This window comes from Corynebacterium jeddahense, assembly GCF_028609865.1.
GTDB lineage: Bacteria > Actinomycetota > Actinomycetes > Mycobacteriales > Mycobacteriaceae > Corynebacterium > Corynebacterium jeddahense.
Window position 1 is genome coordinate 1,956,553 of record NZ_CP063194.1, and the last position, 16,471, is coordinate 1,973,023.

Annotated in this window: 15 protein-coding genes; 4 read left to right on the plus strand and 11 right to left on the minus strand. The window is 69.5% G+C overall.

All coding sequences use genetic code 11. The annotated features are described in order from the left end of the window. Positions 1–11 precede the first annotated feature (11 nt). The 4 genes from CJEDD_RS09475 to CJEDD_RS09490 all read right to left on the minus strand — a co-directional run bounded on the left by CJEDD_RS09475 (position 12) and on the right by CJEDD_RS09490 (position 4,284). On the minus strand, positions 12–2,663 hold the full coding sequence (locus CJEDD_RS09475) for a translation initiation factor IF-2 N-terminal domain-containing protein (RefSeq protein ID WP_052333702.1): 2,652 nt from the start codon (positions 2,661–2,663) through the stop codon (positions 12–14). Between the two features lie 176 nt (positions 2,664–2,839). After that, on the minus strand, positions 2,840–3,400 hold the full coding sequence (locus tag CJEDD_RS09480; protein WP_198132954.1) for a TetR/AcrR family transcriptional regulator: 561 nt from the start codon (positions 3,398–3,400) through the stop codon (positions 2,840–2,842). A 152-nt stretch (positions 3,401–3,552) separates the two neighbouring features. Continuing rightward, on the minus strand, positions 3,553–3,963 hold the full coding sequence (gene ndk, locus CJEDD_RS09485) for a nucleoside-diphosphate kinase (protein ID WP_042405056.1): 411 nt from the start codon (positions 3,961–3,963) through the stop codon (positions 3,553–3,555). A 15-nt stretch (positions 3,964–3,978) separates the two neighbouring features. Then, on the minus strand, positions 3,979–4,284 hold the full coding sequence (locus tag CJEDD_RS09490) for a hypothetical protein (protein WP_042405054.1): 306 nt from the start codon (positions 4,282–4,284) through the stop codon (positions 3,979–3,981). A 25-nt stretch (positions 4,285–4,309) separates the two neighbouring features. On the opposite strand from CJEDD_RS09490, the gene CJEDD_RS09495 reads away from it, so the two are divergent. Beyond that, positions 4,310–5,737 (plus strand): AMP-binding protein, encoded by a 1,428-nt coding sequence (locus CJEDD_RS09495; RefSeq protein WP_042405052.1) that lies wholly within the window; start codon positions 4,310–4,312, stop codon positions 5,735–5,737. Here CJEDD_RS09495 and CJEDD_RS09500 read toward each other — a convergent pair. Genes CJEDD_RS09500 through CJEDD_RS09515 form a run of 4 tightly spaced genes read right to left on the minus strand, consistent with a single transcriptional unit; the run spans position 5,734 to position 11,373 of the window. After that, complete coding sequence (locus CJEDD_RS09500; RefSeq protein WP_042405051.1) at positions 5,734–6,174, minus strand: DUF4233 domain-containing protein; 441 nt, start codon at positions 6,172–6,174, stop codon at positions 5,734–5,736. The genes CJEDD_RS09495 and CJEDD_RS09500 overlap by 4 nt on opposite strands. Next, complete coding sequence (folC, locus tag CJEDD_RS09505; protein WP_042405049.1) at positions 6,171–7,634, minus strand: bifunctional tetrahydrofolate synthase/dihydrofolate synthase; 1,464 nt, start codon at positions 7,632–7,634, stop codon at positions 6,171–6,173. The genes CJEDD_RS09500 and folC overlap by 4 nt, the downstream gene beginning before the upstream one ends. After that, positions 7,635–10,388 (minus strand): valine--tRNA ligase, encoded by a 2,754-nt coding sequence (locus CJEDD_RS09510; RefSeq protein WP_232297656.1) that lies wholly within the window; start codon positions 10,386–10,388, stop codon positions 7,635–7,637. A 13-nt stretch (positions 10,389–10,401) separates the two neighbouring features. After that, entirely contained in the window at positions 10,402–11,373 is a 972-nt protein-coding gene (locus CJEDD_RS09515; RefSeq protein ID WP_042405047.1) for a malate dehydrogenase, read from the minus strand. A gap of 104 nt (positions 11,374–11,477) precedes the next feature. Here CJEDD_RS09515 and CJEDD_RS09520 point away from each other — a divergent pair, with 104 nt between their 5' ends. Then, complete coding sequence (locus CJEDD_RS09520; protein ID WP_052333701.1) at positions 11,478–12,188, plus strand: TetR/AcrR family transcriptional regulator; 711 nt, start codon at positions 11,478–11,480, stop codon at positions 12,186–12,188. 18 nt (positions 12,189–12,206) lie between these two features. On the opposite strand, the gene clpX is transcribed toward CJEDD_RS09520, so the two are convergent. Then, positions 12,207–13,484 (minus strand): ATP-dependent Clp protease ATP-binding subunit ClpX, encoded by a 1,278-nt coding sequence (gene clpX / locus CJEDD_RS09525; protein WP_042405045.1) that lies wholly within the window; start codon positions 13,482–13,484, stop codon positions 12,207–12,209. Positions 13,485–13,592: 108 nt separating this feature from the next. Between clpX and CJEDD_RS09530 the strand changes: the two genes are divergently transcribed. Beyond that, positions 13,593–14,360 (plus strand): alpha/beta fold hydrolase, encoded by a 768-nt coding sequence (locus CJEDD_RS09530; protein WP_042405042.1) that lies wholly within the window; start codon positions 13,593–13,595, stop codon positions 14,358–14,360. Positions 14,361–14,415: 55 nt separating this feature from the next. Then, positions 14,416–15,108 (plus strand): hypothetical protein, encoded by a 693-nt coding sequence (locus CJEDD_RS09535; RefSeq protein ID WP_052333700.1) that lies wholly within the window; start codon positions 14,416–14,418, stop codon positions 15,106–15,108. 62 nt (positions 15,109–15,170) lie between these two features. Here the strand turns inward: CJEDD_RS09535 and CJEDD_RS09540 are convergent, their stop codons facing one another. Next, positions 15,171–15,791, minus strand: coding sequence for an ATP-dependent Clp protease proteolytic subunit (locus tag CJEDD_RS09540; protein WP_042405040.1), 621 nt, complete (start codon positions 15,789–15,791; stop codon positions 15,171–15,173). A gap of 37 nt (positions 15,792–15,828) precedes the next feature. Beyond that, positions 15,829–16,422, minus strand: a complete 594-nt coding sequence (locus CJEDD_RS09545) for an ATP-dependent Clp protease proteolytic subunit (protein WP_042405039.1) — start codon at positions 16,420–16,422, stop codon at positions 15,829–15,831. Between the last annotated feature and the right edge of the window lie 49 nt (positions 16,423–16,471).

A 16,471-nucleotide genomic window follows, 5' to 3' on the forward strand; every position in this document is an offset into this window, starting at 1 on the left:
ATCAAACCGCGCTACCCGTTGCGCCGGGTCGCGCGCCGCCGCCCTCGCCGGGGAGAGGCACCAGCTTCTCGACGTTCCTCCGGCTTCTCCCCGCGCTCCTGCGTGGCCCGCTCCGGCCGCGGCTGCTCCTGCGGCGCGTGCTCCGTCGCGTTGCCGGTCTTGCGCGTCGCCCGGCGCCGGCCCCGGCGTCCCTCTGCTGGCTTCGGCGCGGCCTTCTCGCTCGCTGCCTGCTCCTTCGGGGCGGCCGTCTCCGCCTCTACCTCAAAGTCCTCCGGGCGCGGCCGCTGGTCCGAGCGCGAGTTCCCGCGGGTGCGGCGCTTTCGGCGCGGCGAGGCCTCGAACTCCGCGACGGCCTCCTCGAACGCCTGCTGCGGCTCTCGCTGCTCCGCCCGGCCGCGGCCTCGGTTACCGCCGCGGCGCCCGCGCCGGCGCGAGGAGCGTGGCTTCTCGGCGTCGTCGGCGCGCTTCGGAGTGTCGTCGTCGCTGAAGATGGAGTTAAGCAGGTCGTCCATCTCGTCGTCGTTGAGGCGTTTGCCGGCGTCCGGGGCGGTGGTTCGCACATCGTCGTGCGCGGTATTGCGCGCCTTGCCCCGCGCGCCGCCGCGACCGGCCTCCCGCGCCGCCTCGCGCTCGCGCGCCTCGGCGCGTTCCCGGTGCCGTGTGCGCCCCCTCGCCCGCTCGCGCTCGCGTTCGCGCTCCCGCTCGCGGCCGTGCTCGGAGTACGGGTCGTGCTCGACCGGGTCGTCGGACACGATGACGCCGCGGCCGCCGCAGCACTCGCACTCGGTGGAGAACGTCTCCAGCAGCCCGTTGCCCAGGCGCTTGCGCGTCATCTGCACGAGGCCGAGCGAGGTCACCTCGGAGACCTGGTGGCGGGTGCGGTCGCGGCCCAGTGCCTCCTTGAGGCGGCGCAGCACGAGCTCCTGGTTCTCGGGCAGGATCATGTCGATGAAGTCGATGATGATCATCCCGCCGATGTCGCGCAGGCGGATCTGGCGCACGATCTCCTCGGCGGCCTCGAGGTTGTTCGACGTCACCGTCTCCTCGAGCGAGCCGCCGGCGCCGGTGAACTTGCCGGTGTTCACGTCGACGACGGTCATTGCCTCGGTCTTGTCGATGACCAGCGTGCCGCCCGACGGCAGCCACACCGTGCGCGACAGCGCCTTCTGCAGCTGCTCGTCCACCCGGTAGACCTCGAACGCGTCCTTGCCACCGTGCTCGGCGCGGTCGAACTTCTCCACCCGGTCGAGCAGGTCGGGCGCGACGGACTGCACGTAGGCGTGGACGGTGTTCCACGGCTTGCGCCCGTCGACAATGAGCGACGTGAAGTCCTCGTTGAACAGGTCGCGCACGACCTTGACCAGCACGTTCGGCTCCTCGTAGAGGGTCACCGGCTTCGCGCCCTTCGACTGCTTTTCCTTCTCCGCCTGCTCCTGGATCGCGGTCCACTGGTTGTGCAGCCGGTTCACGTCGGCGGCGATCGCCTCCTCGGGCACGTTCTCCGCGGCGGTGCGGATGATCGCCCCACCCTTGCCCGGCACGACGTTGTTCAGGATCTCCTTGAGGCGCTTGCGCTCCGGCGCCGGCAGCTTGCGTGAAATCCCGGCGCTGCGCCCGCCCGGCACGTACACGAGGTAGCGCCCGGCGAGCGAGATCTGCGTGGTCAGCCGCGCGCCCTTGTGGCCGACCGGGTCCTTCGTCACCTGCACGAGCACCTGGTCGCCGGACTTCAGCGCGTGCTCGATGCGCCGCGAGCGCCCGCCAAGCCCCGCCGCCTTCCAGTCCACTTCGCTTGCGTAGAGCACGCCGTTGCGCCCCTGCCCGATGTCCACGAACGCGGCCTCCATGCTGGACAGCACGTTCTGCACCCGGCCGAGGTAAATGTTGCCGATCATGGACGCCTGGTTCTCCGACGTCACAAAGTGCTCCACGAGCAGCCCGTCCTCGAGCACCCCGACCTGCGTCAGCTTGCCCACCCCGTCGTGACGGTCGCGCTCGCGCACCACCATGATCCGCTCGACGGATTCGCGCCGCGCAAGGAATTCCGCCTGGCTCACAATCCGCGAGCGCTTGCGCTCCTCCTCGCGCTTCTCGCTGCGGCGCCGGCGCTGCGCCTCGAGCCGCGACGACCCCTTGATCGCGGTAGGCTCATCGGGCAGTTGCGTATCGACGTCCTCCGGCTCCTCCTGCGCCACCGTCTCCTCAACGGCGGGCCGGCTCGCCCGGCGGCGCTTGCGCTCCGGCGCCTTGAACAGCGGCGCGTGCGTCGCCTCCGCCTCGGGCGCCGGGGTGACGTCCGGCTCGACGTCGGTCAGCGGCTCCGCATCAACCGCGTTGGCGTCGAGGTCCGCGTCGACCTTCTGCTCGATCTGGTGGATCTCGTTTTCGACGTCCTTGCGCACGCGCTGGCGGATCTTCTCGGCCTCGCCAGACTCGTCGGCGCTGCTGGGGGCGGTGCGCTGCGCCAGCGCGTCGAGAAGCTGCTCGCTCTCCGCCCTCGTCAGCGTCGACTGCGCGACCTTGACCACCCCGAGCTCGGAGAGGGCGACGACCAGTTCCTTCGACGGCACGCCCAGCTCTTTCGCCAGGGCGAAGACGCGCGTCTTGTCGCGGAGCTTGGAGCGGTCGAAGGATGCGTAGGGGTTTTCCTCGTGTGTTGCCAAAGCGACGTTCTCCAGTTGAGTTCGGCCACGCCCCCGTGCGAGGGTGGCCGGGCGCTGCCAGCGTGTGCTGGAGCGGCCGCACGGCGCGGTGCACGAGGGCGCGAGTGTGAAAGTTTTTCAGCGCTCGAGCGCTTGCGCACCCATTGTGGCACAGCCCCGCCCGGGCTGCTCGACCCCTACCGCTCGGCGAGGCGCAACAGGTCGGCCACCGCGGCCACCGGCGCGGTCGGGTGGCGCTCGGTGACGGCGGCGCCCACGACGATCTGTAGCACGCGCGCGGAGCTGAGCTGCTCCACCCCGCCGCGCCGCAGGAGCTCGGCGATCATATCCTTGAGCTCGGCAAGCGCCCGCTCGATCGAGTCGCCGACCTCGCTGTCCTCGCGCTGGCCCTCGATGAACGCGCTCACCACCGCGCGGGCGCGCTCCGGCTGGCCGCAGGCGACGACGCTCACGCTCGCCTCGGCGAGGCACACCGGGTCGGCAAGGTCGACCTCGCCAGAGGTGGCCTGGCCGTAGGCGGCGTGGCGGCCGTCGACAAGCCGCTCGAAGCACGTGGCCACGAGCTTGTCTCGGGTGGAGTAGTAGTAGCCGATGGATCCGACCGGCACCCCCGCCGCGGCCGCCACCTGGCGGTGCGTCACGCCCTTGAGTCCCTCGGTGAGCAGCAGCTCCAACGCAGACTCGAGAATGACCCCGCGCTTCTCCACCGCGCGAGCCTGCTCCGACCGAGATGACACCGACAACCGCCTTCCTGCTCCCACGTTCACATGCAACACAATTTATACAACATCACTTTGGAAAAATTCAGCTCGGTACCCCCGTCAACGACAAAGGCACCGCAGCCGTGCAAGCTGCGGTGCCGTCAAGAAGTCCGGTTTGGGGGCGAACCCTAGAGGTTCGGGAACCAGATGGCGATCTCGCGCTCGGCGGACTCCGGCGAGTCCGAGCCGTGGACGACGTTCTCCGCCACGGACAGCGCGAAGTCGCCGCGGATCGTGCCCGGGGTCGCCTTCGACACCGGGTCGGTGCCGCCGGCGAGCTGGCGCCACGCCTCGATGGCGCGCTCGCCCTCGACGATGCCGGCGACGAGCGGGGCGGAGGTGATGAAGTCCACCAGCTCGCCGAAGAACGGCTTGTCCTTGTGCTCGGCGTAGTGCTTCTCGGCGGTCTCGCGGTCCGCGGTGCGCAGGTCCAGCTCGACGAGCTTGAGGCCCTTGCGCTCGATGCGGGAGATGATGTCGCCGACGTGGCCGTTCGCAACGCCGTCGGGCTTGATCAGGATCAAAGTGCGTTCAGTCATGGCACCAAATCCTACCTAAACGCCGCGCACGATGCGCGCCGCGTCCTCCTGCGAGACGCCCCGCAACCACAGCTGCACCTGCTGGATCGCCAGCTGCGTGTTGCCCTCCTCTTTCATGCGGCGCACCGTGAGGCGCTGTTCGTCGTCAAGCTGCGGCTCCACCCGCTCCTGGCGGCGGTACTGCTCGGCGAAGCCGAGGACGAGGAAGAGCCCCGCCGCGACGATCGCCACGGTGCCCACCCACCCGGGCACGGTGGTATACACCGCGACCACGGCGACGAGCGAGAACACGGCTGCCAGGACAAAGCTCACGATGCGCATGAGGCATACCGTAGCCTGGATCACCATGGTCCACCGCAGCCCGCTGCCGGGCATCGCGCTGCCCGGCACCCCGCTCCACGCCCTCGCCTTCGACGGCGCCGATCCCGCCCTGCCCGCGATCACGGAGCTCGACACCGAGCGCAGCGTCACGTACGGCGAGCTTTTCTCGCTTGTCGACGCCGCTTCGCGCTCCCTCCGCCCCGGCACCACCCTGGCGCTGCGGGCCCCCAACTCGATCGACTTCGCCGTCGCGCTGCTCGCCGCGTCCCGCGCCGGCGCCACCGCCTGCCTCATCGGGCACACGCTCGTCGATGCGGAGGCGCGCCGCCTCGCCGACCTCGCCGGCGCCGAGGGCACGCTGCACCCCGGCGGCGCCCCTTGCTTCGACCCGCCGGCCGTCGTCAACCCGGACGCGGACGCGGTGGCCGTCGTCGCGTTCTCCTCCGGCACGACGGGACTGCCGAAAGCTGTGGAGCTCACCCACCGCTCCATCGTCGCGAACGCGCTGCAGTTCAACGCCGCGCTCGCTGCGAGCGGGATCGGCGAGGGTACCCGCGTCGCCGCGCCGTTGCCGTTCAGCCACATCTACGGGCTGAACACGCTGCTGCTGTCCTCGCTCGCCGCGCGCCGCCACGTCTTCACCGCCGCCCGCTTCGACCTCGCGCAGTTCGCCCGCGCGCACCGCGAGCACGCGATCGAGCTCTCCTTCATCGCCCCGCCGATCGCGCTGCGGCTCGCGAACGACCCCGGCATCGACCCGCGCGACTTCGCCGCGTGCGCGCACATGGTCTGCGGCGCCGCCCCGCTCGACGAGGCGCTCGCGCGGCGGGTGGAGACGCGCCTGAGCACGGTGCTCCTACAGGGCTACGGCACGACCGAATCCTCCCCGGTCACGCACGTCGGCATCTCCGGGCGCTCCAACCCCGGCACCATCGGCTTCGCGGTGCCCAACACCGAGTTCCGCGTCGTGGATCTCGCCACCGGCGCGGAGGCCCCCGACGGCGCGGACGGCGAGCTGCAGGTCCGCGGCCCCCAGCTCATGCGCGGCTACCGCGGCGACCCCTTGGCCACCCGGGCCGCGCTCGCCGGCGGCTGGCTGCGCACCGGCGACGTCGCGCGCGTCAACGCGGACGACACCGTCACCGTCGTGGACCGGGCGAAGGACGTGATCAAGTACCACGGGTTCCAGGTCGCGCCGGCGGAGCTCGAGGCGGTGTTGCTCACGCACCCGGATGTCGCGGACGCGGCCGTCGCGGGGCGCGTGGACGGCCGGGGTGAGGAGGTCCCGCACGCGTTCGTCGTGAAGCGAAACGGCGCCGGGGTGGATGCCGCCGGCCTCATGGCGTGGGTGGCCGCCCGCGTCACCGCCTACAAAAAGGTGCGGGGCGTGACGTTCGTCGAGGAGGTCCCGCGCAACGCCGCCGGCAAGATCCTGCGGCGCGAGCTGCGTTAGTCCTCCGCCGTGCCCAGGTGCTGGGTGGTGAGGTAACCGCCGCGCATGCGCTGCACGATCTCGGAGCGCATGCGGATGACGAAGTACCACACGATGCCGAAGATGATGCCCACGGCCGTGACGGACCAGTGGATGAAGAATCCGAAGATGAGCGGGATCTGCAGCGCGAGGTCGACCCACAGCGCGGCCGGCTTCTTCTGAAAAAACGCCGCCACTACGTGCGCGAGCCCGATGACGGTGATGTAAACCCAGTTGAACGTGGTCCAGTGCTCCCCGCCGTCGACCTTCAGAATGACGGTGAGGATGAGGAAGATCGTGATCGCTTCCATGACGAGCGTGCCGGAGAGCACGCCGGTCAGCCCGGCGAGCGGGTCCTTCACGGGCTGCTTGCCCGGGCCGAGCGGGCCCATCTCCTGCTCGCGGCGTGTTGTGCTCATTGCGGGTCCTTTCCAAACATGGCGCGCGCCTCGCCTGCGGTGACGACGGAGCCGGTGATGAGCACCCCGGAGCCGGACTGCACGCCGACCTCCGCGAGCGCCTCCTCGGCGAGTTCGACGGCAAGCGCGTAGGCCGCCGGCAGGTGCTCCTCGACGTGGACGCGCTCGTCGCCGAACACCTCGCGGGCGGTCTCCGCCAGCTCGTAGGCGTCCTCCGCGCGCGGGGACGAGTTTTGCGTGACGACGACCTCCGTGAGCACCGGCTCGAGCGCCTCCATGATGCCCCGGGCGTCCTTGTCGCCGAGGATGCCAAGCACGCCGATGAGGCGCGCGAAGTCGAAGTCCCGCTCGATCGCGCTCGCGAGCGCACGCGCGCCGTGCGGGTTGTGGGTGGCGTCGATAAACGTCGTCGGCGTCGCGCGCACGCGCTCGAGCCGCCCCGGCGAGGACGCCGCCGCGAACCCGGCGCGCACCGCGTCCGCGTCGAGCTGGCGCTCCGACGACGCCCCGTGGAACGCCTCCACCACCGCGAGCGCCACCGACGCGTTCTGCGCCTGGTGCGGGCCGGAGAGCGGGACGAAGATGTCGTCGTACTCGCCGGACAGGCCCCGCAGCGTGAGCCGCTGCCCGCCGACGGCGACCTCGCTCGACGCGACGTCGAACTCGGTGCCGAGGCGGGCGACGGGGGCGCCGATCTCGACGGCGCGCTCGAGGATGACGCGCATCGCGTCCGGCTCCTGCTGCGCGATGACGGCGACCGCATCGGCCGAGCGGATGATGCCGGCCTTCTCGCCCGCGATCTCGGCGATGGTGTCGCCGAGGTACTCCGTGTGGTCAAGGCCGACGGGCATGATCACGTCCACGTCCGCGTCGACCACGTTCGTCGCGTCCCAGGTGCCGCCCATGCCCACTTCGACCACGGCGACGTCCACCGGGGCGTCGGCAAACGCCGCGAACGCGAGGCCCACCATGACCTCGAAGTAGCTCATCGGGGTGCCGGTGCGCTCGTCGACCATCTCGATGTACGGCTCGATCTCGCGGTAGATGCGCACGAAGTCGGCGGGGTGGATCGGCGCGCCGTCGATGCCGATGCGCTCGGTGATCGTCTGCAGGTGCGGGCTCGTCGTGCGCCCGACGCGGTGGCCGAGCGCGCGCAGGAGCGACTCGATCATCCGCACCGTCGAGGTCTTGCCGTTCGTGCCTGCGACGTGGATGATCTTGCAGGACTTCTGCGGCTCACCGAGGTAGTCCATGAGCAGCTCGATGCGCTCGAGGCTCGGGTCGATCTCGGTCTCCGGCCAGCGCGCCTTGAGCTCCTCCTCGACCTCCGCGAGCGCGCGCAGATCCTCCTCGCCCACCGCGCGCGGAGCGGCGGCATCGTCCGGCCCCTCACCCGGCGCGCCGAGGTTGAGCGTCAGGCCCGAGTCGGTCTGCTCGATGTCGTAGCGTTCGTCGTCCACCTACGCACCAGCCTCCGGGAGCTGCTCGAGCCGGGCGGTGACGCGCTCGAACTCCTCCTGCGCGACCTGCTGGCGCACCTTGATCTTCTCCACCACCGCGTCCGGCGCGTTGGCGAGGAACTGCTCGTTCGACAGCTTCCCGCCGGTGGTGTCCAGCTCCTTCTGCGCTGCCGCGAGTTCCTTTTCCAGGCGCTTGCGCTCCGCGGCGACGTCGACCGTGCCGGACGTGTCCAGCGCGACGTCGAGGTTCGCCTTGCTCAGGCGCATCTCGATGCTCGCCGAGGCCGTGAAGCCCTCCCCCGGCGCCTCGACCTTCGCAATCTGGCGCACGAGCTCCTCCATCCCCGCGAGGTCCGCGGAGGCGAAGTCGATGCGCGCGGGCACCTTCTGCGACGGTTTCACACCCTGATCGGAGCGGAAGCGGCGCAGCTCGGTGATGAGCTTGATCGCGTCTTCGACACGGGAGCGGGCCTGCGTATCGACGGCAGCTCCGCCATTTGTGTCCGCCTCAGTCGGCCACGGCGCGAGCGTGATCGTCTCGCCGCCGGTCAGGGCCTTCCACAGCACCTCGGTGATGAACGGCATGGTCGGGTGCAGCAGGCGCAGCACGACGTCGAGGACGCGGCCGAGCACGACCTGCGTCGTGCGGCCGCGCTCGAGCTCCTCGGCGGAAGCGTCGGCGGCGCCCCGCGGGATCTGGGTCTTCGCGATCTCGAGGTACCAGTCGCACAGCTCGTCCCACGCGAAGTGGTAGAGCGCGTCGTTGGCCTTCGCGAACTGGTAGTCGTCGAGGTAGGCGTCCACCTTCGCGCGGACCTCCTCGGCGCGGTCGAGGATCCACCGGTCGGCGTCGGTAAGCTGCTCGCGCGGCGGCAGCTCGTCGACGAACGCGCCGTTCATGAGCGCGAACTTCGTCGCATTGAACAGCTTCGTGGCGAAGTTGCGGGCGGCGGTGGCGTGGTCCTCGCCGATGGGCAGGTCGACGCCCGGGTTCGCGCCGCGGGCGAGCGCGAAGCGCAGCGCGTCGGCGCCGTAGCGCTCCACCCAGTCCATCGGGTCGATGCCGTTGCCCAGCGACTTCGACATCTTGCGGCCCTTCTCATCGCGCACGAGGCCGTGGAGGTAGAGGTGCTCGAACGGGATCTGCGGGCGCCCGTCCTTGCCTTCGCCGAGGATCTCGGGCGTGGTGGTGCCAGCGAAGGTGCCGAACATCATCATGCGCGCGACCCAGAAGAACAGGATGTCGTAGGCGGTGACCAGCACCGTCGTCGGGTAGAACTTCTCCAGGTCCGGCGTCTTCTCGGGCCAGCCCATCGTGGAAAACGGCCACAGGGCCGAGGAGAACCAGGTGTCCAGCACGTCCGGGTCCTGCTCGTAGCCGGCCGGCGGCTCCTCGTCCGGGCCGACGCAGACGACGTCGCGCTGCCCGTTCTCGTCCTCCGGGCCGTACCAGATCGGGATGCGGTGGCCCCACCACAGCTGGCGCGAGATCGTCCAGTCGTGCATGTTGTCCACCCAGTCGAAGTAGCGCTGCTCGAGCGACGCCGGGTGGATCTGGGTGTCGCCGTTGCGCACGGCCTCAGCGGACATCTTGGCCAGCTCGTCGACCTTGACAAACCACTGCAGGCTCAGGCGCGGCTCGATCGGCTCGCCGGAGCGCTCCGAGTGGCCCACCGAGTGCACGTACGGTCGGACCTCCTTGACAATGCGGCCCTGCTCCGCGAGCGCCTCGCGCACGGCGACGCGGGCCTCCTCGCGGCTCATCCCGTCGAAGCGGGTGCCGGTATCGGCGATGCGGCCCTGCTCGTCCATGATGATCGGCATGTCCAGGTTGTGGCGCAGGCCCATCTCGTAGTCGTTCGGGTCGTGCGCCGGGGTAATCTTCACCGCGCCGGTGCCGAGCTCCATGTCCACGTAGTCGTCGGCGATGACGGTCACGCGCATGCCCTCGCGCAGCGGGTGCTCGAACACCTCGCCGATGAGGTGCTGGTAGCGCTCGTCGTCGGGGTGGACGGCGATGGCGACGTCACCGAGCATCGTCTCCACACGGGTCGTGGCCACGACGAGGTGCGGCTCGTCGTCGTTGAGCGAGCCGTAGCGGATGGAGACGAACTCGCCCTCAACGTCCTTGTAGATCACCTCGATGTCCGACACCGCGGTCTCGAGCACCGGCGACCAGTTCACCAGCCGGTGGTCGCGGTAGATCATCCCGCGGTCGTAGAGCTGCTTGAAGATCGTCACCACCGCGCGGTTAAGGCCCTCGTCGAGCGTGAAGCGCTCGCGCGACCAGTCGACCGAGTCGCCGATCGCGCGCATCTGCGTCGTGATCGTGCCGCCGAACTTTTCCTTCCACTCCCAGACGCGGTCGATGAACTCCTCGCGCCCGTAGTCGTAGCGGTCCTTGCCCTCCTCGGCCTTGAGCTTCGCCTCCACCTTCGTCTGGGTGGCGATGCCGGCGTGGTCCATGCCCGGCAGCCAGAGGACCTCGTAGCCCTGCATGCGCTTGCGGCGCACGAGCGAATCGATCAGCGTGTGGTCGAGCGCGTGGCCCATGTGCAGCTGGCCGGTGACGTTCGGCGGCGGCAGCACGATGGAGTAGGCGGGCTTGTCCGAGTCCGCGTCGGCCGTGAAGTAGCCTGCGTCGACCCACCCCTCGTAGAGGTCACGTTCGTGGGCGGAAGGCTCCCACGACTTGGGCAGGGCGTCGGCGCGGTTCAGATCGTTCGCAAGATCGTTCTCAGTCACGCGCCCTATCTTAACCAGCGCCCTAAAACAGCTTGTCGGCGATCGCCGCCTCCCCGCGCAGCGCCTCGATGTTGGCGTCGATGCGGGCCCGTTGGTCGTCGCTAAGCGAAAGCCCCTCGACGACCTCCCAGTCGCCGTGCACGGGGAAGCCGAAGACGAGGCCCTCGTCGACGCCGTACTCGCCGCGCGACGGCAGCGCCGCCGTGGTCCAGCGCTCGCCCGTGCCGCGGACCCAGTCGCGCATGTGGTCCACCGCCGCCGACGCCGCGGACGCCGCCGAGGACTTGCCGCGCACGTCGATGATCTCGGCGCCGCGCTTGGCCACGCGCGGGATGTACTCGTCCTCGTACCACGCGCGGTCTACCTCGACGGGCGCGCCGTCAGCGGTGGCGAACGTGATGTCCGGGAACTGGGTGTCCGCGTGGTTGCCCCACACCACGAGGCGCTCAATGCGTTGCGACGGCACCCCAAGGCGGGCCGCGAGCATCGACAGTGCCCTGTTGTGGTCGAGCCGCATGAGCGCGTTGAAGCGATCCGCCGGCACGTCAGGGGCCGCCTTGTTCGCGATGTACGCGTTCGTGTTCGCCGGGTTACCCACGACGAGGACGCGCACGTCGTCGGCGGCGCCCGCATTGATCGCCTGCCCCTGGCCAATGAAGATCTTCCCGTTCGCCGCGAGCATGTCCGCACGTGACTCACCCTTGCCGCGCGGCTTCGCGCCGACGAGGAACGCCGCCTGGGCGCCGTCGAACGCGGCCGCGGCGTCGTCGGTGACGTTCATGGTGCTGACCAGCGGCAGCGCGGAGTCGGCGAGCTCCATCGCCGTGCCCTCCGCCGCGCGCACGGCATCCGGGATCTCCAGCAGCGTGAGGTCGACGGGCTGCTCGGGCCCGAACACGTCGCCCGCCGCGATGCGCCACAGCAGCGAGTAGGCGATGTTGCCCGCGGCGCCGGTGACAACAACCTTCTGGGGTGCAGATGTGAGTTCAGCCATGCACCCCAATCTACCCCCGCTGGGGGCAGGTTTCGCCCGAAAAGCACGCCATTCGGCCCCTGTGGTGCACGATATGGGTGAGGCAAGCAAGAAAGGGGACGGACGTGACCGACCTGTCATCCGGCGCACCCTCCCCGAACGAGGTGGTCGACGCCGCGATCACCGCCTTCGCCCGCGACGGCTACGCGGCCGTGAAGGTGGAGGCGCTGGCGAAGCAGACCGGCATGACGAAGCGGATGATCCACTACCACTTCGGCGACAAACGGGGCCTGTACATGCGCGCGCTGCAGGTGGCGCTCGAGCGCGTCTCCCCGCCCGACGAGATCCTCAACCGCTCCCACGCCGTGGCCGTGGAGGGGATGCGCCGCTTCGTCGACGCGCTCTACCACGCGTTCTTAGACAACCCGGACGCCGTGCGCCTCATCCTGCGCGAGAACCTCGACCCGGTGACCGTCGACGAGGACGCGACGGTGCTCTCCGGCGCGGGCGCCGTCGCCCTCCACGCCGAGGGGCTGCTGCTCGCCGGACAGGATGCCGGCGCGTTCCGCCCCGGCATCACGGCGGTGGACCTGCTCACCCTCATCTCATCGCTCTGCTTTTTCCGGGTGGGCAACGCCATGACGGCGCAGCGGGTGAGCCGGGTCGACCTGGGCACGCGCCGCAACATCGACGGGATGCGGCGCATGGTCATCGACGCCGTGCTGGCGTTCGTGACCTCGAACATCTCCTACTCCGGCTACGAGTCCTACCTCGAGGCCGACCAGATCCCGGTCGAGGACCCGGACCTCTACAGTGGCGACGGGGGGATCGTGTAGGGCCGAAGGTGCGCGTCGTTACGCGGAGCGCTTCGTCTCCGCCTCGACGAACTTCGGCTCCCCCTCCCCGCGCGCCGCGGCCTCGTCGATGACCACCTCCGCGATGTTCTCGCGGTCCGGCAGCTCGTACATGATGGGCACGAGCAGCTCCTCCATGATCGCGCGCAGTCCGCGCGCGCCGGTCTTGCGCTCCGCGGCCTTGTCGGCGATGACGCCGAGCGCGCCGTCGGTGATGGTGAGCTGGGCGCCGTCCATCGCGAAGAGGCGCTGGTACTGCTTGACCAGCGAGTTCTTCGGCTCGACGAGGACGCGCTTCATCGAGTCCCGGTCGAGGTCGTTGACGTGCGCGATGATGGGCAGGCGGCCGATGAACTCGGGGATGAGCCCGAACTTCACCAGGTCCCCCGGCTGCACCTGGGCGAGCAGGTCCGCCTCGTCGCGCTCGTCCTTCGAGTCGATCTCCGCGCCGAAGCCGATGCCCTTCTTGCCCACGCGCTCGGCGATCACCTTGTCCAGCCCCGCGAACGCGCCGGCGACGATGAACAGGATGTTCGTCGTGTCCACCTGGATGAACTCCTGGTTCGGGTGCTTGCGCCCACCCTGCGGCGGCACGGAGGCGACGGTGCCCTCGAGGATCTTCAGCAGCGCCTGCTGCACGCCCTCGCCGGAGACGTCGCGGGTGATCGACGGGTTCTCGCTCTTGCGCGAGATCTTGTCCACCTCGTCGACGTAGATGATGCCGTGCTGCGCCCGGTTGACGTCGAAGTCCGCCGCCTGCAGGAGCTTGAGCAGGATGTTCTCCACGTCCTCGCCGACGTAGCCCGCCTCGGTGAGGCTCGTCGCGTCCGCGATGGCGAACGGCACGTTGAGCATCCGCGCGAGCGTCTGCGCGAGGTACGTCTTGCCGGAGCCCGTCGGCCCGAGCAGGAGGATGTTCGACTTCGCGATCTCGACGTCCTCGTCGCGCTTGCGGCTGGTCACGTTCGACTGCTCCGCGCGCATCCGCTTGTAGTGGTTGTACACCGCGACCGCAAGGGTCTTCTTCGCCGTGTCCTGGCCGATGACGTACTCGTCAAGGAACGCCGTGATCTCCGAGGGGCGCGGCAGGCGGTCCTCGTCGCCCTCCTGGGTGCGCTGCGCGCCAGCGAGCTCCTCCTCGATGATCTCGTTGCACAGCTCGATGCATTCGTCGCAGATATAGACGCCGCCGCCGGCGATGAGCTTGCGCACCTGCTGCTGGCTCTTCCCGCAGAAAGAGCACTTCAGCAGGCTTGCGCTGTCGTGCGTGGTTGCCATATGCGCCTAACTACTCCCGTTGCCTGTTAACCCCACCGAGCATAGTGGTTGCGTCAAACCGTACAGGGCGGGCAGACACGCGCCGGGGAAACTGGCCACAATGGGGCCATGGCACTGCTTTACACCACCGAGTACGGAAACCACACCGCGCAGCGCACCGTTGTGTTGCTGTCCTCCATCGCCACGACGCACGAGGCGTGGGACGCCCAGATCCCGGCCCTCGCTGAGACCTACCGTGTGATCACCGTCGACCACCGGGGCCACGGCTCCTCGGGGACGCCCGCGGAGGGGCCGGACGGCGTCGAGACGCTGGCGCGCGACGTCCTCGCCGCCCTCGACGAGTGCGGTGTCGACCGCTTCGACGTCGTCGGGCTCTCGCTCGGCGGCGCGATCGCACAGTGGCTCGCCGCGCACAGCGGGCGCGTGGACAGGGCGGTCTTCGCCTCCACCGCCACCTTCCTCGGCGGCGCCGAGAAGTGGGAGGAGCGCACCGCCACCGCGCGCCGCGATGGCACCGGCGCGCTCGCGGACGGGTTGGTGGAGAACTGGTTCACACCCGCGTATCGACGAGACCATCCGGACACCATCCGCACCATCCGGGACATGATCGACTCGGTCGACGACGAAGGCTACGCCCAGAACGGCGACGCCCTGGCAACGTGGGATTTCGAGGCCGAGCTGGGCCTGATCGAATGCCCGGTGCTCACCATCGCTGGGGCGAGCGACCCGACCTGCCCGCCCGATGCGCTGGCGAAGATCGCCGCCGGCGTCTCGGGTCCGGCGGAGTCCGTCGTCATCGATCCGGGCGCCCACCAGGTGGCGATTGAGAACCCGGCGGACTTCAACGACGTACTCACGCGATTCCTCGCCGAGTAATGGGCTAGCCTGGACACGTTCACAGAGTTTTTCACCGCAAAGGAACGATCCTGCCGTGACCCGTAGCCGCACCCTTCCGCTCGCCGCCGCAGCGGTGTTGTCCGCGTCCCTGCTCACCGGCTGCTCGGACTCCTCCGCCGACGAGGTGCGTCTCCCCGAGCCGGTGCTGGACTTCCCGCAGACCAGCGTCACTCCCACCCCGACCCCGACGACCACCGAGGCCGAGGAGACGGAGGAGACCACCGAGGAGTCGACCACCACCTCCACCTCGACGTCGAGCTCCTCCTCGTCCTCGAGCTCCAGCTCGACGCGCACGTCCACGAAGACGTCGACGAGGAAGCGCTCCAGCTCCTCCGGCTCGGGCTCGGGCTCGGGCTCGGGCTCGGGCTCGTCCGGCTCGGGCAACGCCGCCCGCGAACCCGCGCCGGCGGCCCCCGCACCGGCGCGCGAGAACTCCGCCGCCGACGAGCCGGGCGCCGCCTGCGCCTGGCCGACCCAGGGCGCGCGCACCGGCAGCGAGGAGTACAGCACGTTCTGCAACCGCGAGTGGGCGCGCACCGTCACCTCCGACGGGCAGGACTACTACTGGGTCGCCCGCGGCACCGGGTGGGTCTCCGTCGACCCGGCGGGCAACCAGAACGGCAAGGTCTGCTGGTCCCGCGGCGAGTTCGAGGACGCGCCGGAGGCGATCCGCAGCGCGGTCACCCTCTGCGAGCCTGCGGCGTCGACCTCGGCGGAGGCGGAGTAGGCCGGAAGGTTTCGTCGATACGCAAAAAGCGCCCGCGGGGACGGGCGCTTTTTCGTGTGCTGCTAGCCGTTGAGCTTGCGGTAGTCGAAGACCTGGTCGATGATCCCGTACTCCACGGCCTCCTGGGCGGTGAGGATCTTGTCGCGGTCGGTGTCGATGCGCACCTGCTCCGCCGTGCGGCCCGTGTGGTGAGCGAGCGTCTCCTCCATGAGGCGGCGCATGCGGTCGATCTCCGCGGCCTGGATCTCGAGGTCCGAGACCTGGCCCTGGGTGCCCTCGGTGGCGGGCTGGTGGATGAGCACGCGCGAGTTCGGCAGCGCGGCGCGCTTGCCCTTCGCACCGGCGGCGAGGATCACCGCGGCTGCGGAAGCGGCCTGGCCGAGGCACACGGTCTGCACGTCCGGGCGGACGTACTGCATCGTGTCGTAGATGGCCATGAGCGCGGTGAAGGAGCCGCCCGGCGAGTTGATGTACATCGTGATGTCGCGGTCCGGGTCCTGGGACTCGAGCACGAGCAGCTGCGCCATGATGTCGTTGGCGGAGGTGTCGTCCACCTGGGTGCCCAGGAAGAGGATGCGCTCCTCGAAGAGCTTGCCGTACGGGTCGATCTGCTTCGTGCCGAAGCTGGTCTCCTCGAGGAACTGCGGCAGCACGTAGCGGGAATTGGGCATCTGGAAGGTCATAGTCGTTGTCTCCTCTTCTCGGTGAGTGCCTTGTGCCTTAGTCGCCGATCGCGTACTCGCCGGCCTGCGCGGCGTTCTCAATGACGTGATCCACGATGCCGTATTCCTTCGCCTCGAGGGCGGTAAACCAGCGGTCGCGGTCCGAGTCCTTCGTAATCTGCTCGAAGCTCTGGCCGGTGTGCTCCGCGATGAGCTCGGCCATCTCGCGCTTCGTCTGCGCGAACTGCTCCGCCTGGATCGCGATGTCCGCCGCCGTGCCGCCGACGCCGGCCGAGGGCTGGTGCATCATGATGCGGGCGTGCGGCAGCGCGTAACGCTTGCCCTTCGTGCCGCCGGAGAGCAGGAACTGGCCCATCGACGCGGCGAGGCCCATGCCGTACGTCGCAATGTCGCACGGCGAGTACTTCATCGTGTCGTAGATGGCCATGCCCGCCGTGACCGAGCCGCCCGGCGAGTTGATGTAGAGGTTGATGTCCCGGGTCGGGTCCTCGGCGGAGAGCAGCAGGATCTGGGCGCAGAGCTTGTTGGCAATCTCGTCGTCCACCTGCTGGCCCAGGAAGATAATGCGCTCCCGCAGGAGGCGCTCGTACACCGAGTCTCCCAGGTTCATGCCTTGGGTCGGGGAAGTCATCAGAGAGGCTCCTTCGCTAGTTCGTCAGTTCAACGACCCCACCCTACCC